General features: G+C 43.5%; 23 protein-coding genes and 2 pseudogenes. 17 read left to right on the top strand and 8 right to left on the bottom strand.

Annotated features, from left to right (window positions below):
• Positions 1 to 22 precede the first annotated feature (22 nt).
• Positions 23 to 967 carry a hypothetical protein gene (locus RJD38_RS00490; RefSeq protein WP_065545213.1) on the bottom strand — a complete coding sequence of 315 codons (945 nt, stop codon included), beginning with the start codon at positions 965 to 967 and terminating at the stop codon, positions 23 to 25.
• Between the two features lie 223 nt (positions 968 to 1,190).
• Between RJD38_RS00490 and RJD38_RS00485 the strand changes: the two genes are divergently transcribed.
• From RJD38_RS00485 to RJD38_RS00430, 12 genes and pseudogenes are all read left to right on the top strand, one after another.
• Positions 1,191 to 1,697, top strand: coding sequence for a DUF3087 domain-containing protein (locus RJD38_RS00485; RefSeq protein ID WP_065545214.1), 507 nt, complete (start codon positions 1,191 to 1,193; stop codon positions 1,695 to 1,697).
• 20 nt (positions 1,698 to 1,717) lie between these two features.
• Complete coding sequence (locus RJD38_RS00480; protein WP_065545215.1) at positions 1,718 to 2,926, top strand: hypothetical protein; 1,209 nt, start codon at positions 1,718 to 1,720, stop codon at positions 2,924 to 2,926.
• Positions 2,927 to 3,038: 112 nt separating this feature from the next.
• A complete protein-coding gene (locus RJD38_RS00475; protein ID WP_175422461.1) occupies positions 3,039 to 4,070 on the top strand; it encodes an IS630 family transposase in 1,032 nt (343 codons plus the stop codon).
• Between the two features lie 15 nt (positions 4,071 to 4,085).
• The gene (locus RJD38_RS00470; RefSeq protein WP_367971381.1) at positions 4,086 to 5,384 is read left to right on the top strand and encodes a hypothetical protein; all 1,299 of its coding nucleotides are present in this window, start codon (positions 4,086 to 4,088) and stop codon (positions 5,382 to 5,384) included.
• Between the two features lie 270 nt (positions 5,385 to 5,654).
• A pseudogene (locus RJD38_RS00465) lies at positions 5,655 to 5,981 on the top strand (pseudouridine synthase); the annotation flags it as partial.
• Positions 5,982 to 6,085: 104 nt separating this feature from the next.
• Positions 6,086 to 7,294, top strand: a complete 1,209-nt coding sequence (locus tag RJD38_RS00460; RefSeq protein ID WP_032073033.1) for an IS4 family transposase — start codon at positions 6,086 to 6,088, stop codon at positions 7,292 to 7,294.
• A 10-nt stretch (positions 7,295 to 7,304) separates the two neighbouring features.
• Positions 7,305 to 7,688, top strand: a pseudogene (locus RJD38_RS00455) (pseudouridine synthase); the annotation flags it as partial.
• Positions 7,689 to 7,971: 283 nt separating this feature from the next.
• Positions 7,972 to 8,871 carry an N-acetylmuramic acid 6-phosphate etherase gene (gene murQ / locus RJD38_RS00450; RefSeq protein ID WP_065430229.1) on the top strand — a complete coding sequence of 300 codons (900 nt, stop codon included), beginning with the start codon at positions 7,972 to 7,974 and terminating at the stop codon, positions 8,869 to 8,871.
• A gap of 4 nt (positions 8,872 to 8,875) precedes the next feature.
• Positions 8,876 to 10,231: a PTS transporter subunit EIIC gene (locus RJD38_RS00445; protein WP_065430230.1), complete on the top strand. Its 1,356-nt coding sequence runs from the start codon at positions 8,876 to 8,878 to the stop codon at positions 10,229 to 10,231.
• A gap of 102 nt (positions 10,232 to 10,333) precedes the next feature.
• The gene (locus tag RJD38_RS00440) at positions 10,334 to 11,185 is read left to right on the top strand and encodes a MurR/RpiR family transcriptional regulator (protein ID WP_065430231.1); all 852 of its coding nucleotides are present in this window, start codon (positions 10,334 to 10,336) and stop codon (positions 11,183 to 11,185) included.
• A gap of 3 nt (positions 11,186 to 11,188) precedes the next feature.
• Positions 11,189 to 11,527 (top strand): YidH family protein, encoded by a 339-nt coding sequence (locus tag RJD38_RS00435; RefSeq protein WP_065545217.1) that lies wholly within the window; start codon positions 11,189 to 11,191, stop codon positions 11,525 to 11,527.
• On the top strand, positions 11,524 to 11,850 hold the full coding sequence (locus tag RJD38_RS00430) for a DUF202 domain-containing protein (RefSeq protein WP_065545218.1): 327 nt from the start codon (positions 11,524 to 11,526) through the stop codon (positions 11,848 to 11,850). Before RJD38_RS00435 ends, RJD38_RS00430 begins: the two co-directional genes overlap by 4 nt.
• A gap of 76 nt (positions 11,851 to 11,926) precedes the next feature.
• On the opposite strand, the gene RJD38_RS00425 is transcribed toward RJD38_RS00430, so the two are convergent.
• Positions 11,927 to 12,187 (bottom strand): hypothetical protein, encoded by a 261-nt coding sequence (locus RJD38_RS00425; RefSeq protein ID WP_005594887.1) that lies wholly within the window; start codon positions 12,185 to 12,187, stop codon positions 11,927 to 11,929.
• Between the two features lie 415 nt (positions 12,188 to 12,602).
• Between RJD38_RS00425 and RJD38_RS00420 the strand changes: the two genes are divergently transcribed.
• Positions 12,603 to 13,658 carry a leucine-rich repeat domain-containing protein gene (locus RJD38_RS00420; RefSeq protein WP_040757893.1) on the top strand — a complete coding sequence of 352 codons (1,056 nt, stop codon included), beginning with the start codon at positions 12,603 to 12,605 and terminating at the stop codon, positions 13,656 to 13,658.
• Between the two features lie 141 nt (positions 13,659 to 13,799).
• Here RJD38_RS00420 and RJD38_RS00415 read toward each other — a convergent pair whose 3' ends face one another.
• On the bottom strand, positions 13,800 to 14,444 hold the full coding sequence (locus RJD38_RS00415) for a DUF2628 domain-containing protein (protein ID WP_005594890.1): 645 nt from the start codon (positions 14,442 to 14,444) through the stop codon (positions 13,800 to 13,802).
• Between the two features lie 323 nt (positions 14,445 to 14,767).
• Here RJD38_RS00415 and RJD38_RS00410 point away from each other — a divergent pair, with 323 nt between their 5' ends.
• From RJD38_RS00410 to RJD38_RS00395, 4 genes are all read left to right on the top strand, one after another.
• Positions 14,768 to 16,723 carry an alkyl/aryl-sulfatase gene (locus RJD38_RS00410; protein WP_065545220.1) on the top strand — a complete coding sequence of 652 codons (1,956 nt, stop codon included), beginning with the start codon at positions 14,768 to 14,770 and terminating at the stop codon, positions 16,721 to 16,723.
• A gap of 46 nt (positions 16,724 to 16,769) precedes the next feature.
• Positions 16,770 to 17,153: a hypothetical protein gene (locus RJD38_RS00405; protein ID WP_367971380.1), complete on the top strand. Its 384-nt coding sequence runs from the start codon at positions 16,770 to 16,772 to the stop codon at positions 17,151 to 17,153.
• Between the two features lie 103 nt (positions 17,154 to 17,256).
• Positions 17,257 to 18,465 carry an IS4 family transposase gene (locus tag RJD38_RS00400; protein ID WP_032073033.1) on the top strand — a complete coding sequence of 403 codons (1,209 nt, stop codon included), beginning with the start codon at positions 17,257 to 17,259 and terminating at the stop codon, positions 18,463 to 18,465.
• Positions 18,462 to 18,605, top strand: coding sequence for a hypothetical protein (locus RJD38_RS00395; RefSeq protein ID WP_367971379.1), 144 nt, complete (start codon positions 18,462 to 18,464; stop codon positions 18,603 to 18,605). The genes RJD38_RS00400 and RJD38_RS00395 overlap by 4 nt, the downstream gene beginning before the upstream one ends.
• A gap of 152 nt (positions 18,606 to 18,757) precedes the next feature.
• Here the strand turns inward: RJD38_RS00395 and RJD38_RS00390 are convergent, their stop codons facing one another.
• From RJD38_RS00390 to RJD38_RS00370, 5 genes are all read right to left on the bottom strand, one after another.
• Complete coding sequence (locus RJD38_RS00390; protein WP_005594896.1) at positions 18,758 to 19,102, bottom strand: YajD family HNH nuclease; 345 nt, start codon at positions 19,100 to 19,102, stop codon at positions 18,758 to 18,760.
• A 256-nt stretch (positions 19,103 to 19,358) separates the two neighbouring features.
• Positions 19,359 to 20,300: a Dyp-type peroxidase gene (locus RJD38_RS00385; RefSeq protein WP_005594898.1), complete on the bottom strand. Its 942-nt coding sequence runs from the start codon at positions 20,298 to 20,300 to the stop codon at positions 19,359 to 19,361.
• Positions 20,301 to 20,586: 286 nt separating this feature from the next.
• A complete protein-coding gene (locus RJD38_RS00380) occupies positions 20,587 to 21,849 on the bottom strand; it encodes a hypothetical protein (protein ID WP_065545221.1) in 1,263 nt (420 codons plus the stop codon).
• A gap of 101 nt (positions 21,850 to 21,950) precedes the next feature.
• Positions 21,951 to 22,883: an alpha/beta hydrolase gene (locus tag RJD38_RS00375; protein ID WP_005594902.1), complete on the bottom strand. Its 933-nt coding sequence runs from the start codon at positions 22,881 to 22,883 to the stop codon at positions 21,951 to 21,953.
• Between the two features lie 9 nt (positions 22,884 to 22,892).
• Positions 22,893 to 24,095, bottom strand: coding sequence for an MFS transporter (locus RJD38_RS00370; protein WP_005594903.1), 1,203 nt, complete (start codon positions 24,093 to 24,095; stop codon positions 22,893 to 22,895).
• Positions 24,096 to 24,154: the final 59 nt, after the last annotated feature.

Genomic DNA, 24,154 nt, shown 5'->3' with positions numbered 1-24,154 from the left:
TAGTGGTGATCTTGGCTGTTTTCTAGCGCCATAAGTCCTTATTTGGATCGTTAGCCTCTACCCAATCGGCGTCTTCTCGCGCGTTCAAATAGAGCTGTAACCCGTTATAAGAAGCAAACGTCGCGGCCCCGCCTAAATGCTCAAATTCGTCAAAATATTCATCTTCTAACGCGCACAAGTCAGCAAGTGTGTGAGCGCCTTTTTCCATCGCCCACTGAATCGCAAAGATAGGTGCAAGAGTGCCGGCAACCTCAACCTCTTCAATGGCATCATTGATGGTAGTTAGCGCCAATCGTTCAAACTCCGCCTCGCGCTTTTCAGCTTCTTGTAGGCTTATTTCTTCGATGATCTGGTGACGACGAGCTGGTGAAATACGCTTATTCAATTTGGCGATTTTTAGCGCATAAGCAAATTGTTTTGGCGTTACGATATCCACCAGTTCAGTCAGTAGATCTTTATCGATGCCAGTTGCATCGACAAAAAAATCGATACAGGCATTGAGCGATGAATAACGGGTACCATTGAATTCAAAGCCACTGGTGTCATCGAGTGTATAGAAAGGTAGGTCGTCAATACTGAGCGGCCAGCCTTCAAATGCTATACGTTGTTTGGCAATCTCATACATCTGCCACGCGCTTTGGCCAAATCCCCCCAAAATCGCTCCTGAAAAATTACTCTCAAGCAGCTCTTGTTCTGTCCAGTTTTCACCAATCGCGAGGTGCTTGGTGTATTTGGTGAGCAAGGCTTGTTTTAGGTATGCACGCAACACCCAAATTGAATCGACTTTGCTGGGATATTTAATTGAATCACATTCGCTACAGGCTGGCACACTGAGCGCGGTGTGTTGTGACTTTTTGCTCGCATGACGAGGAAAGAGCAGGCTTCGCGATGAAGGCTCACCACAAAACCAACAAATATGGCGACAATTAAACGGGATATCGATAGAGGTATGAGCGTGATTTGGCATAGCAATTTAAAACGAGTTCTGATGGCAGTAGTGTACTTGCTAAATGGCACTATGTATCTAGTGATGTGACGGTTACTCAATGGTTTTTGAATGCTTGAGTTTACAGTTAGAGGCAGGCACCTTTAAAACTACCACTTATGTAACTGACTGAAAGGTGTATAATTATCGCCTTATTTAAGGCTGTCGGTAGGATTTTAGACAGGCCATGCACAACGGATTACTCATGCAATTACAGACTATCGATAAGCAACTATACCGTTCACGTTTAAATATCGTCATCGTCGCCTGCATTGCCAGTTTGGCGATATCGAGCCTTGCCATATCCCAGAGTTTAATTTACCTGTTTCCCTCTCCTGAAGGATCTCACTTTCATTGGAACCTACTTGGCGTCGTGCTGAGCGCTATTGGGCTGGTGGCGATTTTGCTCAAGCTAAAAACACAGCCGAAAATGCGTGAAGTGGCTTATGTGTGGGATCTTAAGCAGGCGTTAAACCTTATTTATCGCAAGAATAGAAAGCTGCTTGCAGCCGCAAAATCGGGCAATCAAGATGCGATGCTCGCACTGCAGTTTAGTTATGCAGGCTCTCGCCAGTTATGGCAACTCGATGACAACACCATCACCATGAGCAGCCTTAATGAAGCGCAATCTCAGCTTGATCAATGGCTTGAACAGTACAATGTCGAGCTGGATATCAGCCGATACAATTCAGATTTACTTAAAGCATTTTAATTTAAAGGTATTAAACAGAAATGAAGCGGTTTACGTTAGGTTTGGTCGTAGTTTCTACGCTTTTTTCCAGCTACTCATGGTCAAACGATGAAGAGAATAACACCCCACTGGATGAGCAACAGCAGATTGACCAGATGGTTAGAGAAAGATCCTTTCCAAAAATTAAAGGTGAATCGATAGAAACGAGAATGACCAAAAATCCGATGGATTGGGAACTCTATGTTGATATGTCGGGTGAGCATCCACTGGAAATGTGGGACGCTCAACATGAGCAGCCACAATTGATGTTTTACTACCAGCCTTTGTCGGCATTCTACATTATGAACTTGAATGGTAGTGATGTTCGCAAATTGCCAATTAAAGAAGAAATCCCGCGCTTTTACAATTCTGATGGTGTGCTTCGATCCCCAACAGGACAGTACTTTTCCCAGAATCGCTCCTTGTATGATTTAAAGACAGGAGACAAGCTTGCCATTGAGGAGTTAAGTCGTGTTTATAGCTTCTCAGCGGATGGGATTAGTGCTTATGTTGCAATCAATAATTTGCCTTATAAGTTAAATTTACAAAGCTTAGAAAAAACGCCAATGTTGCCCGAGAGAGTGGAAATTAAAGGCATAACGAGTTCGCCAAAAAAACGCAATAGAGGCGTGATTGTTGATGAGACGAATGACCGTTTCTATTGGATTGCTGAGCAAGGAAATTATTACTATTACAGGGCATATCGACTTTCAGATGCCAGTTTAGATGAACGTCTTATTGAGGGTGACTGCAAGTACGACGACGGTGAAGAGGTTAAAAATGAATTTGGTAAATTTGTTTTATGTGGTGTGGGTAAACGAGCTGGCAACTATATAAGTACGGACCCATTAAGCTATAACTATAATGACTTTCAATTGATCACTAAAAACAAAGTGTGGGAGAGTGGTAAACCATCTCGTCCGTTGAAAGTTGTTCGTAATAAACAACCTGAAGAGAGTGGTTGGTTTGACAAGGTTGTCTACCATTACAGTTTTTACAACACAGAGAGGGAGCGCGTGATTGTGTCAAATGACCTCTCTGCTTCAATATTTATTTCTCAATCGTCATTAGAAAAAATAAACAGTACGAATTTAGCGTCATTCTTCCCAGCAATTCCAACTCGGGCGGATTATGAAGAATCTTATCAGCGTCAGTTTAAGGATTATCTTGCGTCGTTGAAGCAGGCAGGTCTGTCTCTTGCTGAAGAATAAACATTGTCGAGCACAGTCGTTGATATTGAGAAAATAAAAATGAAAAAAATTATATACCTGTGATCATTGAAGATGCTTGATTTTCTTTAGAATCAGGATCATGCTACGAACCATGAAAATTACACTGACTCCTCAACAGAAACTGCAACTCGAACAAATGCACGATATTGAACGTGATAGTCGAGTTTGCGACCGTATTAAGGCTGTTTTGCTGGCTTCTGAAGGCTGGAATCAGACTATGATTTCACAAGCTCTTCGGATTCATGAATCCACCGTTGCACGTCACCTTAGCGACTACGTTCTTTCTGAAAAACTTAAGCCTGAAAATGGCGGAAGTCAAAGCAAGCTTTCTGCAACTCAAACCATGCACCTAATCGAGCATTTGACTGAGAAAACCTATCCTCATACTCATCAAATTGTCGCCTACGTTAAAGAGACTTTTGGACTTGATTACACTGTCTCTGGTATGAACAAATGGCTTCACCATAACGGTTTTAGCTACAAGCAACCGAAAGGCGTTCCACATAAGTTTGATGAAGCAAAACAACAAGCTTTCATTGATGCTTACGAAGCGCTAAAGGCAAGTTGTGGCGAGGATGAATCGATAGTCTTTATCGATGCTGTTCACCCAACCCTATCAACAAAAATATCTCATGGCTGGATACGAACTGGTCAAGATAAAGTGATTGAAACAACGGGAAATCGCTGTCGATTGAACATTCTTGGCGCACTGAACCTGTCAGATATCGGAGCTACTATTGTTGATGATTATGAGAGCATTAACAGTGAAACGATAGTTCGTTTTTTCTGTAAGTTAAGAGAGAGTTATCCGTTAGCTCATAAGCTTCATATCATCTTAGATGGTGCGGGATATCACCGTAGTGACTTGGTCAGAGATGCGGCATTTGTCCTTAATATTGAGCTGCATTATCTTCCACCTTACAGCCCAAACCTCAACCCAATAGAGCGGCTTTGGAAAGTAATGAATGAGAAGTCGAGGAACAACGTTTACTTCAAAAGTAAACGGGACTTCAAGGCGGCAATAGACCAATTTTTTACTGTGACACTTCCAGAGATCGCAGGCTCTTTGGCATCTCGAATTAATGATAATTTTCAGGTTCTCAAGCCTGCATCTTCAAGTTGATTCGGTATAGTGGTTATGTTGGTCGCGCTTATATCAGTGGGGGGCTTGGCGTATTTGCTAGCAAACTACGGTAAGGAAACACCTACGACGCGAGAGCAGCAAGTTGACGATATTGTGAAATATCAGGAGTTTACCGATCGTGCTGGCCAGGTTATTTGGGATATTAATATGACAATTCCAGAAAACCCTAGCTTAGAGGCTTGGAATGCGAACCATACAGAGCCACAACAAATGTTTGGTTTTAATAAAAATTATTACATTGCAAATATGGATGGCAGTGACGTTCGTATTTTAGTCTATGGCTTGGAAATTCCCAAGAATACCTACCGTTTAGAAGATGCGAGTATCGTTCGTTCCTATGATGGTCGTTATGTAAAATTAAGACGTAATAATAGTGACTGTTTTATTTTTGACCTAAAAACGCGTGAGAAAATAAAGACGAAATACTGTGGTCACTTTATGCCAAGTCGCAATGAAACCTATATGGAGCTATCAGACCCTCATAGAATGATCGCTAAATATGACCTTGCGACGGGCGAAAAAATTGAATTGGCAAATACATCCACTCTAGAAGGCGTTCCCGTTGCGAAAGGTAAATTTTTTCGCTCAACGGGCAGCATGTTAGTTGATGTAAACAATGATCGACTTTTTTGGCGAGTCTATATATTAAACAATGATGAGAGAGATGCGCCGCTATGGGGCGATGAAGAAAAAGTAACGCTGGAATTCCAATTATCCGATATGACGTATATTGGACGAAATACACGATTGCCTATCAACTGTTTTGAACGAGCGCAAGATGAAGATTATCTTGTTTGCGAGGGTCGTTCTCAAAACAATGGGCACGAAAAGAATGATACGGCTTATTCTTGGCTAGACCCTGAAAAGTCACTCGATGTCTTTCCGCAGGACCACATAAAAGCGTTACAGTTTGGCAAGTGGTATTTCAGTGAGCGTGACGGTGTCACTCGTTTGCGTCAGCCTTATGAACATAGCCAATTTGATCGCATGGAATATCGCTATTATGTGATTACTGAGGGTCCAAAACGCAATACATTGGATTACGAAGACGTCGCAGTGAATTACTACATTTCGTCGGCTTTGCGAGAAGGATTTGACAGCGTTGATTTGCGTCCATTCATGCCAGATATGATCACTCGTCAAGAATATGAACAGTCGGTTCCGAGAGTGAAAGAGAAGCTGCGCATAAGCTGTACACGTAGCGATGATAAATTTGACAGGTGCAGAAGATTCTACGAGCTAAATCGTGTGTTTGATGATGTAGACCAAGTTCGAGAGTATATGAATAAGTAAATTTATCAATGATATAGTGATATTTGAGCATCAACATGCGCAATCACAATTTTAGATTGCGCAATAACCCTACCTTTAGGATAAAAGCATGAGCGAAGAATACAATAGCGAAGTATCAACACATTACTTATTACTCAATCTATCAAATTAATCGGGTTTAAGTTGTTTATATAGCAGCGCTGTCGAGACGAAACTGGGCAGCGCTTTATTGCTAATTGATAGAGAGTGGGGATAATGCTCACCAATTCCTGTTAACCAATTAAACTTCTCATGCGCCTTGATAAATTCATTTGTAAAAGCACTCAACTGACCAAGCCTCAAGCCCATCAAGCTATTCACCAAGGGGAAGTATGCGTTAACGGTGAAACCCCATTTAATGAAGCGATGCAGGTACATGAGAATAATATCGTTACGCTTAATGGTCTGCGTTTGCTCCCTCGTCCTTTTCGCTACATTTTGATGCATAAACCGGCCGGCACTATTTGCTCAAATATTGATGAGCTTTACCCGTCGTTATTTAATTATGTTGAGGTAGAGAATGTTTCTGAACTGCATATTGTCGGGCGTTTAGATGCCGATACAACCGGCTTGGTACTGAGGAATCCCCTAATGATTTTGATAAAAATCATAAATTTAAGGTAGATGCACATCTTGTCATGTGATCAAATGGTTCTGAGAAAAATCAATAACCAGACAACAAGATGTGCGAACTCGATATTTTACACGACTCTCTTTACCAATTCTGCCCTGAATTGCACTTAAAACGACTCAACAGTTTAACGCTGGCTTGCCACGCATTACTTGAATGTAAAACGCTCACTCTTACCGAACTTGGTCGTAACCTGCCAACGAAAGCCAGAACAAAACATAACATCAAACGAATCGACAGATTGTTAGGTAATCGTCACTTGCACAAAGAGCGACTCGCTGTATACCGTTGGCATGCCAGCTTTATCTGTTCAGGTAATTCGATGCCCATTGTTCTTGTTGACTGGTCTGATATTCGTGAGCAAAAACGGCTTATGGTATTGCGGGCTTCGGTGGCACTACATGGTCGTTCTATTACTCTTTATGAGAAAGCCTTTCCGCTTTCAGAGCAATGTTCAAAGAAGGCTCATGACCAATTTCTAGCCGACCTTGCAAGCATTCTACCGAGTAACACTACACCGCTCATTGTCAGTGATGCTGGCTTTAAAGTGCCATGGTATAAATCCGTTGAAAAGCTAGGTTGGTACTGGTTAAGTCGAGTCAGAGGGAAAGTGCAATATGCAGATTTAGGTGCGGAAAACTGGCAACCTATCAGCAACTTACATAGCATATCCTCAAGTCGCTCAAAGACTTTAGGCTATAAGAGGTTGACTAAGAGCAACCCAATTTCATGTCAAATTGCACTGTATAAATCACGTCCTAAAGGCCGAAAAAATCAGCGTTCGACACGGACTAATTGTCATCATCCGTCACCTAAAATCTACTCCGCTTCGACAAAAGAACCATGGGTTTTAGCGACTAACTTGCCCGTTGAAATCCGAACACCAAAGCAACTTGTTAGGCTCTACTCGAAGCGTATGCAAATTGAAGAAACCTTCCGAGACTTGAAAAGCCCAGCCTACGGTTTAGGCCTCCGTCATAGCCGAACTAGCAGCTCAGAGCGCTTTGATATCATGCTGCTAATCGCCCTAATGCTTCAACTGACATTTTGGCTTGCTGGAGTTCATGGTCAGAAACAAGGTTGGGATAAGCACTTCCAAGCTAACACTGTCAAAAATCGAAATGTACTCTCAACAGTGCGCTTAGGGATGGAAGTTTTGCGGCATTCTGGCTACACAATAACGAGGGAAGACTTGCTCGCGGCTGCAACCCTGCTTGCTCAAAATCTATTCAAACATGGTTGTGCTTTGGGGAAATTATGAGGGGATCCCTCAGGGCTTGGTACTGATCACTGATGATGGTCGTTGGTCGTACAATATTACGGTTCCAACCAAAGAGTGCGAAAAAGTTTATCGTGTGGGTTTATCCCGCCCAATAGCGGAAGATGTTGAAGACCGCTTTAAACAAGGAATACACCTGCAAGGTGAAACGGAACTGACGCGACCTGCCAAATTAGAAGTTGTTGAGCCAAAAGAGGTGTTACTAACCATTACCGAAGGTAAGTTCCATCAAGTGAAACGGATGTTTTCAGCGGTGGGCAATCGCGTCGTCTCTTTGCATCGGGAGAAAATCGGTAAGATTCAGTTGGATGTTGCCGAAGGGCAATGGCGTTATCTAACCGACGATGAAGTCACGTCGTTTGGTGATGCTAAGTAGTCATTATTTTATGTCGAGTTGCATCGCTATTTAAGATTATGCTTATTAAATAAGCGGAATTTTAGATGGTTCGATGTCGACTCTCGACGGTGCTCACTTGTTTTTCTCTACCTTAAAATAGACATGTTAACCCTCAAGTTGTTGAAGTTTAGGTTTTTTATTGCGCGACTAAAGGCGGTGGTTTGTTTTTGCTAGTGATAATTATCACAAATAACAATAACGTCAATTGTCGAGTTTCGATATTTGTATATATTAATCATGTCGAAATTCAACGGAGAACGGTATGGACGATCTGTCTATCACCATCAATAAAGAGCAAAACTTAGATACTCAAATGCTCTCTGAATTACCGCTGATTGAAGTGCTTTCATTACTCAACCAGCATGATATGCAAGTACCTACTGAAATACGTAAAGCGTTACCGCAAGTGAGTGCTGTCGTGACCTTAATTGCCAAACAAATGAGACAAGGCGGTCGATTGTTTTACGTCGGTGCTGGCACCAGTGGCCGCCTTGGCGTATTGGATTCGGCCGAGTGTCCCCCTACATTCGGAACCGATCCAAATTTGGTGCAATCGGTGATTGCTGGTGGTATGCAAGCGATGCTTCAAGCCGTCGAAAATATTGAAGACTGCATGGAGTCTGCACCGAATGAATTGCGTTCTCGCGGGCTAAATGAGCATGATGTTGTCCTTGGTATCGCAGCCAGTGGTAGAACTCCCTTTGTTATCGCAGGTTTGAAATATGCCCGTTCAATTGGCGCGAAAACAGTGGCGCTCACGACTCGCGGGCATGGCTTGATTTGTGACTTTGCTGATTTATCCGTTGCACCAGATGTTGGGCCGGAAGTCTTGGCCGGTTCGACAAGAATGAAGAGCGGTTCAGCGCAGAAAATGTTGTTGGGCATGATCAGTACTGCAGTGATGATTCAGCTCGGTAAAGTGCACGGAAATTTGATGGTTGATGTGAAAGCCAGCAATGAAAAGCTCCGTATTCGAGCCAAGCATATGGTCGCTCAAATCTGTGAAGTGGATGAACTCATTGCCCAAGATTTACTCACCGCTGTTGGCTATAACGTTCGTGCAGCGGTGTTGTACCACTCATTGGATATCCCCGCGCAAGAAGCAATAGAGCTCGCTGCGCAACCTTTCCGTTCTCTAAAACAGCAGTTGCAGCAAGGATAGTCGTATGGCGAATAAAATAGAACACTTGGAAGTGATCGCGGATGGTATTGAAAAATACATCGGTGGTTTTGAAAACGTGGCAACGTTAACCAACTGCATGACACGCGTACGCATTGTGCTAAAAGATCGTTCTTTATTTAATGAAGAAGAATTACGCCGTGTGGAAGGAATTAAAGGCGTTGTCGATGCTGGCGAGCAATTTCAGATTATCGCTGGTATGGGTACGGCGGCGAAAGTAGTGGGTGTGTTGAATAAGCGAATGAACAAGAGTGGTGTGTCACCAACGAGCGACAGCGTTGAGCAGCAACCGATGACGGTTCGTAAGGCGCTGAATACCTTAGCGGCCATCTTTGTGCCGACTATTCCAGCGTTGATTGGTTGTGGCTTGGTGCTTGGTTTAGTCAATATATTCAAACTGGTCTCACCTGACTTTGTTTCTTTACATGCTGATATATTTGATCTGTTCAACATTGTCGGTAGAGCGGTGTTTGCCGTGTTATCAGTGATGATCGGCATGAATACCGCGAAAGAGCTGCAAGCATCACCTGCCATTGGTGCAGTTATGGCGGCAATTCTTGCTAGCCCAGGCTTGGCCAATATTGAACTATTTGGTAATGCCTTGGTACCTGGCGGTGGTGGTATGTTCGCCGTTCTTCTTGTGTGTGTATTTTCATCTAAGTTTGAACTGTGGTTTAGAAGCCATTGCAAAGAAAGTCTCGATCTTATTTTTACCCCGACAATTACGATCTTAGTTTCGTCAGCTGTCGCGCTTATCATTCTTCAGCCGATAGCGCATGCGGTGAACATGTGGCTGGGTAACCTAGTTTCTGCCGCGCTGTTGAATGATTCTGCCGGTTCTGTTGCGGTTGGCGGTGTGCTGGGTGGTGGTTTTCTATTTTTATTGTTGACTGGTTTACACCAAGGTTTGATCCCAATTCATGCGCAAATTCTAGAAACCTTTGGTTTGAACTATCTGTTCCCAATTCTCGCAATGGGTGGAATGGGGCAGGTGGGTGCAGCGGCTTATGTTTACATTAAAACCAAAAACCAACGTTTGAAGAAAACCATTGCTGGTGCGCTACCTGTTGGGGTTCTTGGTGTTGGTGAACCACTGCTGTTCGGCGTTTCTCTGCCACTCGGTAAAACATTTATAGCAGGCTGTATTGGCGGTTTTGCTGGTGGTGCGGTGATGGCGGCGTTTAAAGTCGGGATTATTATTCCGTTTGGTACGGCCGGTTTGTCACTGATTCCGTTGGTTGGTGAAGGGCAAATTATTCACTTTTTGCTCGCGGTTCTCAGTGCGTGTGTGGTCGGCTTTATCGCGTCATTGATGCTTGGTTTTACTGAACCAAAAGAGTAACCCTCTGGGACGCGGTTTCGTTGAAGCGGCGTCCCGATTAATTATATAATTTCATAATGTTACACTTTGATAAAAAGTTAGGCTTTGTGAATAAGGGAACGAATGAACACTCTGATCAATAAGGTCAAGGCACTAGAATATTCAGCCAATGTGAATGAGCAGAAAATCGCGCAATTCATTATTGAGCAGAATTTTGATTTAGCTCGCCAAAGCGCCACTAAGATGGGCGCAACATTAGGCATCAGTGACTCTTCGATCATTCGTTTTGCTAAGAGTCTTGGCTGTTCGGGTTTTCCTGATCTAAAACTTAAGTTAGCAGGCGCTTCGCAACAGATCGCATCACAACAATCGCCACAAGTTTATCAAGAAATATCGTTGTCAGATTCGACGCTCGATATTGTCGAAAAATCGAAGCGCTTATTTACTGAAAAGATTGAACAATCACTGTGCTTGATTGAGCCAGAAATGATTGATAAGTGTGCGGCATTGTTGTTGGGCAGCGGTAAAATTGTTCTTACCGGCATCGGCACTTCTGCTTTAGTTGCATCAGACATTAATCATAAGTTGATCCGAACCGGTTTAAATGTTCATTTCAATCCGGACTATCATACGCAAATTGTGCAAGCGTCCTTACTGACTGAGCGCGATGTGTTACTGGTTATTTCCGCCCGTGGTAATAGCCAAGAGGTGATTACCGCAATTGAGAAGGCGCGAGAAGGTGGGGCAAAAGTAATCGCGCTAACGCGGTATGGCCGCGGCAAAGTCGCCCAATTGTCTGACCATGTTATTCCTTATAGCTACAGTGAAACGCATGAACAACTGGGAATGGTAACCTCGCAGTTATTACAGATGATTGCGTTTGATGTACTGTATTTCAAACTTAATACTTTGATTGACCAAGTCAGCATGAATACTGCGCTGACAACAATACGTAATATTCAGCAGGATAAATAAACGATGAAAATGGGCGAAGATCCAGACTTCCGATTTTCACTGGCTAACGAGCGCACGTTCCTCGCGTGGATTAGAACGGCGTTAGCCTTTTTGGCGACTGCGATTGGGCTAGATATACTTGCTAGTCATTCATTAGCGATGGTGCCGAGTTATATCGATTGGTTGTCACCGTTGCTGGCCATTATTGCTTTATTCTGCGCTATTTGGGCATTTTTACGTTGGTATCAAAACGAGAAAGCGATGCGATTGGCAGGTAATTTCCACTACAGTAAAAGCTTGCTACTACTCACCAGTGTAGTGGTTTTGGTTAGTGGTGTGCTTGGCGGGCTCTCCCTTATATGAGCGAACGTATAAGTGAAGGGATTGTGCGGGATATAGGCTTACAGCGTGAGCGAAGTCAATTGGCTTGGACGCGAAGTAGTCTTGTATTTACGTCGGTTTGTTTGCTGATTTTGAAGTTGGGCGGGTTATCAATAGCGGGCGTGTTGGCTCTTTTTTTTGGTTGGTGGCTTTGCCTAAGTCAATGTATTAAGCGGCGAATGTTGATTGCTCAAGTTGTTGAGGTTGTTGGACGAAAGGAACTACTGCGTAAAGCTTGGCTGGCGGGTTGTGTCGCGATATTAGCAATAACATTTTTACTAATGCGTGTTTTTACTAATACATAGTTAGGGATTTACCTACGTTTTTACGATAACCCCTACCCAGAAAGCGAAGAGTTCACAAACTGAGTAGGGTAAAAATTTAGTCTTCGTTTGGATCTACCATAAACGATTCTTCAATTCTTTTTAGCTCTTCTTGCTCTTTGAGTTTGAGTTCTTCTTGTAGAGCCGCTTTACGTTCATTCAGTGCTTTCTTTTCTGACTTAGTCAAAAATTTCACCGCTTTTTTATTCGTAAGCGCATACGCAACGATATCTTCACCTTTTTCGCGACGTTCACTCACTCGTTGTGAAAAACGTTCGTTATCACGCGCTTTGCGTTCAGCTGAACTTAATTTGCTCATGTTTTTATAACCTCATTAGATAATCAAGGCAGGACAAATTCACTGCCGTCAGGTAAACAAATGAGATGTCATTTATATAGCTGATGGGGCTATTTTAGCATAAGAGTCGCCCAGAGCGGCTATGCTATCGTATGCCTTGAGTTTTTTGCCTTAAAAAGGAATGTTAGTGGTGACGGGAATCGGGGAGGAAATGCCGAACAGCGTAACTCTCTGTTTGGTAGAAGGCGTTTTGGTTAAGATATGTACCAGCCATCTTGCATATGATGATGCAGGTCAATAATTGATGTCGTGAATGTTAATTTGGTGTGCGATAACGGTGGTTTTCAGGTACATTCTAGTGTCTTGAACGGTTGGATTATGCCGCGTAATGTATCGATTAACATTGATTGTGTTTCGAACAGCGCGATTACTAAAGATGAAGTTGAAAAATAGTATTGGAGCACGGATAGCCATCTTGGTTGTATCGCTCACTTTATTTGGCTGTAATAGCTCATATAAAATCACGGAAGATGACGTCACCTTCGATCGACATACTGGCACGATAACGCACTATCATGCTGAATTTAAAAATATCACCATCCCGGATGAGTTGATGGGCGTTGCCGTTAAACGTATTGGCGCGGAAGCCTTTTACAACCGTGAATTAACGGATGTGAATCTTCCCAACACGGTTGTGCACATTGGCGAGCAAGCGTTTCGTCGCAACCGACTAACGAAAATCACAATCCCTCAGTCAGTAACTCGAATAGAAGAGAGTGCATTTTCGAAAAATTTACTCACGCATGTCACCATTCCGTCATCCCTCACGACAATTGAAACAAAAACCTTTGCTTATAATCAGTTAACCAGTGTGATGATTCCAGATTCGGTGAGCGTGATTGGTCCACTCGCGTTTGTGGAAAATAAACTCACTCACGTGGTTATCCCGTCATCCGTTAAAAACATTGAACAAAAAGCGTTTGCTTATAATCGACTAACTAGCTTGGTGATCCCTGATACGGTACAAGTCATTAAGTTGGGTGCTTTTTTGGATAATAAACTCACCAGCTTGACTCTTTCTCGCTCTCTCTTAACGCTACCTACCCGTGCTTTTGCGGAGAATAAGCTCACCTATGTGGCGATTCCCAATTCAGTGACCAGTATTCGCGAGGAAGCGTTTCATGATAATCAGCTGAAAACGATCGTGATTCCTGATGGTGTTGATCGCATTGGTAAAAGGGCTTTTGCTAATAATAAGCTTGAGAATGTAACGCTACCAGATGAAGTGAAAGTCATTGCAAGATCGGCGTTTTCGAATAACCGACTGACTCATGTTGATATTCCGACTTCAGTGGCTCGTATCGAACGCGGTGCATTTTCATGTAATCAACTGACTAAAGTTGCATTGCCGCATGCATTTGATGGCTTAGAACCGCTGGCTTTTGATCAAGGTACTTTACTCGAAAAAAAGGGCTGTAGAAAAACAAACTAAGATAGGAACTTGCCGTACCTATCTTACCTTGGCGAAAACCTTAATTTGGTGAAAACTTTAGCTTGGCTAAAACCTCGTAAAAACTGGTGATGAAAGGTTGTCACTCTATTTAGTCGAGCAAGCTGATGTTCATCAAGCCAGCTAGTCAAGCAAACTACACAGACCTTGCTCACCAAGGATCTCTACCTCTGAGGGCAGCGCGTAGATGCGGTTTAGCCCACATTTCACTTGTACCGCTTCTTTGGCATCAACCACTGCATCGGTGTAGTACTCGTGATCTAAGATAAAAGCCACAGAGCCAAAATTAAGGGCAACCGATGCAATTGCGCAGGTAATCACGCTGCTCTTTTTGTGGAAATAACTTGGCCAAGAGCGCCACATTATTTCACTACACCGCACTTTACGATAATAATCTAAACTCGCCAGCATCGAGCAAAGTGCCCCTGGTCCAATCCAGTAAGTCGAATCGGGAATTTGAATTCCGACAAAGAAATCAATCAAGCCTAAAGCCATCGCCCACAACATTGTGAAGGTCAGGATCATCGCGCCTTTGTAATGCATGCCCTTGATGAAGTAATAGATAAATCCACCAAAGAATGCCCAAAGGTTGCTGGTTATGCTGTATTTCTCGCGCCACGTAAATTGTTTAAACGTGTCGGTTTTAACAAAGGTGTCGCGGCCTTGGCTATCAGCATTGAGCTTTTCATACAGCTTAAAGCGACGTTTCCATTTGTCGCTGATATTAAGATCATCGATGTTTTGCGGTTGTTCCGTCATTTCCGTCATAGTCGTTATCTAGCTTTTAGTAGGAGAGTTCAGTTTATTTAGGCGTCTATTACACACTCATATGCAATGGTGGTAATCATGCCACAAAAAAGGTAGTTAGTTGGGATTTTATGATTATTTAAGTGATTGTTTATATTTCAAATATCGATGATGTTAACTTGATCCAATGGTTGTTCTTCTACTGAGCTTCTCTGCTGATAAAAACAACCGCTTCGTTAAATAATGGTTGTCGCTTATGCAACGTTATTAATTTGAATTATTGAAAATCGCTATTGCCTTAACTAGGTTTGATATGAGTTACCTCCATAATATAAGGATGAATTATGCTGCGTTTCACCATTTCGCTCGTGGCGATGGTTATATCGACAGGGGCTTTTTCTACCGAGTCTAAGCCTGCAACTCAAGCGACCATTGAAACCAATCAAGCGTTGTATAAAAGCTTGCCATTCGATGATACCAAAGACTTTGAACGCGCCCAGAAAGGGCTGATTGCCACGCAAGATGTGGTGACGATAAAGAATGAACAGGGCGACGTTGTTTGGGATCTAGAAGAATACAAAAAATTTATTACCTTAGATGCTAAAGCGCCGGACAGTGTTAACCCTAGTTTGTGGCGTAATGCTCAACTTAACGTCATCAATGGTTTGTTTAAGGTCACCGATGGTATCTATCAAGTTAGAGGTTATGACTTATCGAATATTACTTTTGTTGAAGGTAAGACAGGCTGGATTGTTTTTGATCCGTTGATCTCTCAAGAAACCGCGAAAGCAGCATTAGCATTTATCAATGAGCAATTGGGTGAGCGCCCTGTCACTGCCGTGATTTATAGCCACAGTCATATTGACCATTTTGGTGGTGTAAGGGGAATTGTCGATGAGGCGGATGTTGAAGCGGGCAAGGTGGAAATTGTCGCTTCGCATGGTTTTACCGAGCATGCCGTATCTGAAAATGTGATTGCTGGTAACGCGATGGGGCGAAGAGCCATTTATATGTATGGCGCGTTACTGCCCAGAAATGAACAAGGTGGTGTGAATGGCGGGTTAGGGCAAACCACTTCAACAGGTCTGCCTACTTTAATTCGACCAACACTGATCATCGAAAAAACCGGTGAAGAGCATATTATCGATGGCGTGAAAATGGTGTTTCAATACACGCCAGGTACGGAAGCTCCCACGGAAATCAATACTTGGATACCAGAGAAAAAAGCACTGTGGATGGCAGAGAACAGCACCAATACCATGCACAACATTTTGACGCTACGAGGCGCTCAGGTTCGTGATGCATTGAAGTGGTCATCTTATTTGAATGAGACCATCGAAATGTGGGGCAATGACGTTGAAGTGAAATTCCAAAGCCACCATTGGCCAATGTGGGGGCAAGAAGAGATCGTTGAATACTTTAAACGTCAGCGAGATATGTACAAATATACCCATGATCAAACGGTGCGCTTAATGAACCAAGGTTATATCGGTTCTGAAATTTCAGAGATGATCCAATTCCCAGCGGAGATCGAACAAAATTGGAGCACTCGTGGGTACTACGGCACGCTTCGCCATAATAGCCGTGCTGTTTATCAGCGTTACATGGGGTGGTATAGCGGCAACCCTTCAGACCTTAATAATTTACCACCAACGGAAGCTGCGATTAAATATGTGCAATATATGGGTGGCGAAGAGGCCGTTTTAGAAAAGGCTAAGCAAGATTTTGCGAAAGGAGAGTATCGTTGGGTTGCGGAAGTGATGAAGCATGCCGTGTTTGCCAATCCAAACAATGAAAAAGCCAAAGCACTACTTGCCGATAGCTATGAACAGTTAGGTTATCAAGCCGAGTCTGGCCCTTGGCGTTCGGTCTATTTACAAGGTGCCTATGAGTTAAGAAATGGTACGCCGTCAGCAGGGGGAACCAATACGGCCTCTCCAGATATCATCAAAAATATGCCACCAGAAATGCTGTTTGATTACTTGGCTGTACGACTATTACCTGAAAAAGCGGCGGGTAAAGATTACACCATCAACATCGATTTTAGTGACCTTGATGAGCAATACACGCTCTATATTGAAAACTCAGTACTTAATCACACCACCAAATTGAGCGACGATCCGGATGTCACAATCACTCTAACCAAGCAAGCGCTTGATAATGTTCAATTGGGTGTTATTACCCTTGAAAAAGCGATAGCGGATGGTCAGATCCAGATAAAAGGAGACAAAGAAGTGTTCCAGAATTTTGTTGGTATGCTGGATACGTTTAACTTCTGGTTCAATATTGTGACGCCATAGCGGATGACTAATTACGGTTGTATTCAATATGATTTGAGATGAAGCCATGATGAAATCGAAACTGACTGCAAGGATGTTAAGTCTGATAATCTTGGGAGTAAGCTTAGGCGCAAGTTTTCCTCTGTCTGCTTGCTCCTATGATGGTCAATTTATCAATCCTTTTAGTGAAAGTGTTCCGGGCTCGTTGGACGTCGCGTTTGCGACGTCTTCGGCGTTAAATAGCCAACAGTTAAAACGAGTGGAAACATTAAATGGTCAGCAAGGCTTAAGGCGAGCGAGTTGGTGGCTACAGCTGATGGTTAAGCAGCATAGTGACTCACTTGAGGCGGTTCAATATATATACTTAACCGATAGCCATCTTTGGTCTCGGATTGAGCAAGGAGAAAAGATTGAAGTTCACACTTCTCCTGCAGATGACGCAGAATCCTGAGGAATCCCCTAATGATTTTGATAAAAATCATAAATTTAAGGTAGATGCACATCTTGTCATGTGATCAAATGGTTCTGAGAAAAATCAATAACCAGACAACAAGATGTGCGAACTCGATATTTTACACGACTCTCTTTACCAATTCTGCCCTGAATTGCACTTAAAACGACTCAACAGTTTAACGCTGGCTTGCCACGCATTACTTGAATGTAAAACGCTCACTCTTACCGAACTTGGTCGTAACCTGCCAACGAAAGCCAGAACAAAACATAACATCAAACGAATCGACAGATTGTTAGGTAATCGTCACTTGCACAAAGAGCGACTCGCTGTATACCGTTGGCATGCCAGCTTTATCTGTTCAGGTAATTCGATGCCCATTGTTCTTGTTGACTGGTCTGATATTCGTGAGCAAAAACGGCTTATGGTATTGCGGGCTTCGGTGGCACTACATGGTCGTTCTATTACTCTTTATGAGAAAGCCTTTCCGCTTTCAGAGCAATGTTCAAAGAAGGCTCATGACCAATTTCTAGCCGACCTTGCAAGCATTCTACCGAGTAACACTACACCGCTCATTGTCAGTGATGCTGGCTTTAAAGTGCCATGGTATAAATCCGTTGAAAAGCTAGGTTGGTACTGGTTAAGTCGAGTCAGAGGGAAAGTGCAATATGCAGATTTAGGTGCGGAAAACTGGCAACCTATCAGCAACTTACATAGCATATCCTCAAGTCGCTCAAAGACTTTAGGCTATAAGAGGTTGACTAAGAGCAACCCAATTTCATGTCAAATTGCACTGTATAAATCACGTCCTAAAGGCCGAAAAAATCAGCGTTCGACACGGACTAATTGTCATCATCCGTCACCTAAAATCTACTCCGCTTCGACAAAAGAACCATGGGTTTTAGCGACTAACTTGCCCGTTGAAATCCGAACACCAAAGCAACTTGTTAGGCTCTACTCGAAGCGTATGCAAATTGAAGAAACCTTCCGAGACTTGAAAAGCCCAGCCTACGGTTTAGGCCTCCGTCATAGCCGAACTAGCAGCTCAGAGCGCTTTGATATCATGCTGCTAATCGCCCTAATGCTTCAACTGACATTTTGGCTTGCTGGAGTTCATGGTCAGAAACAAGGTTGGGATAAGCACTTCCAAGCTAACACTGTCAAAAATCGAAATGTACTCTCAACAGTGCGCTTAGGGATGGAAGTTTTGCGGCATTCTGGCTACACAATAACGAGGGAAGACTTGCTCGCGGCTGCAACCCTGCTTGCTCAAAATCTATTCAAACATGGTTGTGCTTTGGGGAAATTATGAGGGGATCCCTCAGCGCAGAATCCGTATTGCTATTAAGTGAAGCGGCTTTATTCGCGTTAGTGAGTGATCAACTCGATATGAAAACCGCTCTGAATCTTGGCATTGCCAAGAGCTCTCGTTTTACTTTAAATGAGAACTAACGATTTAGGGCTATCCAGCCATCTTTGAGTGTTGTCTTATCGCGCTTAAATGGAATAGCGCTCAAATAAAAAAGTCCGCTCTTTGATAGGCGGACTTTTCTTTTAGAGGCTTTTCTTTTAAAGACTTTGTTGAAGACGCGTTCGTTATAGCGTTATTTCTTCATCATCTTGGCGAGATCAGCAAATGGGTTATGCGTTGCGCCAACATGGTCATCAAGACGTGCAGTTGCTTCGACGCCGTAACGGTCATGATCAAGGTATTTCGAATGCTCATGGTCATGGCAATATAGGCACAAGAGTTCCCAGTTACTGCCATCTTCAGGGTTATTGGTATGGTCATGATCAACATGGTGAACGGTTAGTTCACGTAAGTTTGAGTAGACAAATTCACGAGCACATTTACCACAAACCCAAGGGTAAAGTTTTAACGCTTTTTCACGGTAACCTTGTTCTTGGCGAGCATACGCAGCGCTCGAACCATTGTAATCAGACGACATTTCTTAACCTATATCATAGTTGTTCTAATCCAGTTAGCCGCACTTTATCACAAACGATAATCACAGCACTACACGTGTGTCACAGGCTTTATCTTCGTTTGGGAAATTATGGGATTTACCTTGAATGAGAATAAAAGAGAGAGTAGGTAGAAGAGAGTGAAGTGGGTCAATACGCAGAGGTTCAGTATGAGAAAACTCAAACATAATTGAGCCTCTAAGCGAATCAATAGAGGCTCACAAAAGCTAACTGGCAGCGCTATTCGTCGTCAAATAGCGCCATTGCGGTTTGCGATAGCACAAAATAGTTGGCGCCTGATTTCGCATCAACAAAATCTAATAAGCGATCGTAGTCACCGTTTTCATCGGCGTACATCATTTGACGTAGAGAGGTTTCAATGACATTGGAGTCAGCTGCAAAGCCGATAAACATGGTGCCATGTTCGAGGGCATTACCAAAAGGGCGATTCTGACGCAGCATTTTGATCTCTTGGTCATCAATCACCACTTTGCTTTTGTTGTTGTGAGCCCATGCAGGTTTCTCATCGTCATCGAGCTCAATATTATCGAACTTAGTACGACCAATGACTTGCTCTTGGTAGTGTTGCGGCTGCTCATGCCAAGACATTTCTCTGTCTACGTAGCGCTGTACGGTGAGGTAGCTACCGCCAAGGTGGATTTCAGCTTCATCTTGTACTAAAACAGCATTCACACGCGCTTGGTGTTTTGGATTCTCTGTCCCATCAACAAAATCAATCAAGTCACGGTTGTCTAAATATTTGAAGCCTTGGATATCTTCAACCAACTCTGCGGAATCTTTAAAGGCTGCTAAAAGATATTTAGCGGCTTGGTAGTTCAAATCAATACGCTCTGATTTGATCATTAGAAAAATGTCGCCGGCGGTACTAGGAAAATGGCGCTCGCCATCTTTCATTTCAGTAAATGTAGTGAGGTGTTTAGGCATGACAACGTCAGGCAGCGCAGTAGTCCATGCATTTTTAGCAATACCGACGGTAATACTCAAATTTGCACTGGGATCTTTTTGAGCAATGGATTTTTCAATACCAGAGATTTGCGAAAGGGCATCTTGAACCGATTCGGTGTCAGCGGTACTTTTGAGGACAAAAGTAAGGTACTCAGCAAATGTAGAAGGATCCGATAGCACACCCATTTGTGCGCGTTCTGCAATGTTATTTGTCATATAAGAAGCCTTTATAATCATCCGTTCCTAAACATCATTTCATTTCTTTCAAGTTCTTTAAAAGAATGAATCTCTTAAAGAACTATATACCAAACTTCGCAACTGCGTGTTCCTGCATGCTTAATTTGCAACATTGACTTATGCGTTACTCCGGTGTCCATTTTTAAGTGATTAAGGAGTGGGGGAGTACGTGAACAGGGGGGATTATAATGGAAGATAGAAAAAGCGAGCTGTGAGGCTCGCTTAGCGGCGTTGCTGTTTATAGATAAAGCAGATTTAATTACGCTTAGTTGTATTTGATGTTTACCATTGCCATCACCGCCAGATCATCAATATCTTTATCAGCCCAACTCATTTGCACAGTAAAATCAGTGAATTTACTCCATTGATATTGTGTGCTGAGATCTAAGAAGGTGGCTTCTAAATTGGTATCACTACCGAGGTTGTGATCAATATTCATTTGTCCGCCAGCAAATTTAATGTTCCACTGCTCAGAGGCTTGCCAATCGATGCGTGCCGCATAGAGTTGACCATCGTTATTCTCATGACCTAAACCACCAAAGAACTGACGTGAAATAGGATTAGGATCGTTACGGTCATTGTTGTTAATCAGGCCAGAATAGGTATCAAAGCCTCGTCCGACTAACCCCCCATCTACAAAACCAATGGCTTGTGCTTGTAGCTTCACGGTAGGCGTTAACTGATAGCTTGTTTCAACAAAACCAGCAAAGCCATCGGCCCCCCATGTTGTGTGATAGCCATTTTTATCGGTAGAGTCTGATAAAATAACGTTTGCAGCGGCTTTGATTGAAAAGTCATTCATTACTACGTTGACGAAAGGCGAGATGTTATGGAAGTAATCGATACCATAACCTGCTTGCGGAATACCGGTGGACGAATCACCAATATTACCGTCACCACCGTCAAAGTAGGCCCAAAGCATGCCCCAGTCGACGATGCCGTGGCTACCCACAGCGGCTAGTGCGTACATATGCACATCATCATAAACATCTAGGTCCGTTGCGTATTCACTTTCCGCAAAACGTAAATCATAGATGCCGAGTAAACTAATTTGATCATTGTTGCCATATTGGTAGGATTTCATCGCCAATAAACGATCACGGCGGTCGTTTTCAATATTAAAACCGTAGGCCCAATCGGCACGTTGGCGACCCGCGCGAAGCACTAAACCTTGGTCTGCATATTGTACAAAGCCGAGATCGATTGATAGGCCGTCTGAGTTGCTACCATCGGTATAGTTAGTGCCAGCGCCACCGCTGTGTCGACGGTCACCTGACCAATCATAATAACCTTGCCAGCGCGTGTTGATCGACCAACCGTCAGAGAGAATAAGATTGGTTTTTACGCGAAATCGACTGGTATAACCGTTGCTGCTTTCCTCACCTGAGGCATCGATAGCGTGGCCACGCACATAGGCGTCCATTCCCCAGTCTAATTTGATGTCATCATTGAGCTCAACAACAGCGGCGTGGGTAGCAAAAGACGAACAAAGCCCCGCCACCGTTAAAAATAACGTCTGCGCTTTCATATTCATTTCCGTGTAAATAGGGTGCTTACTTCAAGGAGTTACCCACTAGAGGGGCAGAAGTAAGCACCAAGTTATAAGAGGGTACTTATTTGGGTGTGTGCTTAATTTAGGAATGCACTGATTTTTTGGTAAACGGTATCGCACTCTTCTTTGACCAGATCTTCCATATTTAGGAAGGTATGGATCATGTCATTGAAGTGGTAGTGCTCAACATGTGCACCTGCACTTTGTGCCATCTCTGCGTAAGCAATGCCCTCGTCACGCAGTGGGCAGAATTCTGCAGTCATCATCAATGTCGCTGGTAATTGTGCCGACATTGGTTGATACAGTGGTGATGCTTCGCGGCGATCTTCGTTGTTATGGAAGTAATTGTCGAAGTACCAAGCTATCTTACCTTTTTGCAGTAGGTAGCCCGTCGCGTTTTCTTCCATTGACGCACTGTCCATCGTGTAATCGAGGCTAGGGTAAAGCATGACTTGCTTGGCAATGTTCACCTTGTCATCGAATTGTGCTTTAGCACTCACCGTCGCCACTAAAGCGCCACCACCTGAATCACCAGCAATCGATAGCGTTGGCAAGTAGTTCAACTCACGGCCATCTAGCGTTGCCCATAGGTTGCTAACCACTGTGTATGCGTCAATGACGCCGGCAGGGTAAGGGCACTCAGGTGCAAGGCGGTAATCTACAGCAACAACAATGTGTTTGGTTGCGAGCGCTAGCTTACGACAGATAGGGTCGTAAACCGTTACGCTGCCCGCCATATGGCCGCCGCCATGGTAATAGACTAATACTGGTAGCGCAGTTTCTGGTTCTGGGTGATAGATACGCACTGGAACGTTGTAAGCTTCACCGATGACCAAGTCATCTTGTACCCATGCGACGGCAGGGATATCAGTCACTAAACCTTTGGTTAAATTCGCTAAACCTTCACGAGCATTGGTCGCTGTTGGTTTAAATCCATTTTCAATTAATTGGCCCACAGCAATGTTAAAGTTCTCTAACCATGCTTGTAATTTTGGACTTACTTGGCGCATAACGCCTCCTTAAGCAGTTTTGGTAGTGTGATTAACAAGCTCTGGCTTTTTACCTGTTTCAGGCAAGAAGAAGCTCGCAAGGAAGAAAGTTGAAGAACAGATAACAGCGAACGTTGCAGCGTAAGCAATGTTGCCAGTCATATCTGCAAGTACACCTGCTAAGAACATCAGTACGGTTTCAATCATGTAAGAGATTGACCAGAACATACCGAAGATCACCGTGATACGAGCAGGTGTCATATTTGGCAGCTCTTGTGGTAGTGTCACCAGTGCCGTCATCGGCATGAACATGAAGAAGCCAGCCATAAACGCAGCTGCGTAAGCGATAGTGGCATTGCTGGTGGTGATCATCACAGCAGCGAACAGCGTCATTGCCAAACCACAGCCACGGATAACAGGTACACGTAGTGGGTAGCGTTTAACAATCATGATGCCGGCAATCGTGCCCACCATACCTGCGCCAATCATGATTGAAGAAAGGTATTTAGCTTCGGCTGCAAATGTTGGGACTAATGGGAAAAGCGCAAAAACAGAGATGTAGCAGAATAGAAGACCAGAATAAGCAATCGGTAGCCACCAGTTTACTGACTCTTTTACGCCATCTTTTAGCGTGTAAGTCACTTGTGGTTTGTCACCTGTCGAGCTTGTAGATAGAGAGAAGTCGTCACTAATGAACCACCACACCACAAGAACTGCGAGGCTGACCGCTGAGATAGCTAAGATAACATTCTGCCAGTTGCCCAAAGTAGAAAGTAGTGAACCGGTGAATAACAAGGCTAGCAGGTTACCCATATTGAAAGCCGCCGCGTTGATACCGTTGATCATTGGGCGCTCTTCAGCATTAAAGTAGTTAATCACGATTGGGTTGAAGTAAACAATGGCAAATGCACCACCAAAACCCATCACCAAACGAGAAACCACATACAGAGAGTAGTTTCCGGCAAATACGCCAGCAGCACCGGCAGCGATTAATAGTGAAGCAATCGCAAAGGCTTTCTTTGGTCCCATTTTAACCAGTAGCCAAGCTGCTGCGAGGTTACCAATAATTTTGGCGATGGTAATAGCATTGTTCATCCATGTAGCGGCGGCCATGCCTTCAATATTGTAGAAGGCCATGATGTTTGGCGTCATCATTGAACCAGCAACCCAAGACATAGCAAAGAGGGCGTAGGTGAGAAATATCGTTATTTCAATAAGATGTTTCTTGTTCATATTATGTACCTTGTAGGGTGATACTTGAATTATTTTTCATCCTTATAATACCCCATTAA

This window comes from Vibrio scophthalmi, from assembly GCF_040869025.1.
Taxonomy (GTDB): Bacteria; Pseudomonadota; Gammaproteobacteria; order Enterobacterales; family Vibrionaceae; genus Vibrio; species Vibrio scophthalmi.
The sequence above is the reverse complement of the archived record's forward strand: the minus strand, read 5'-3'. Positions and strand labels throughout refer to the sequence as shown.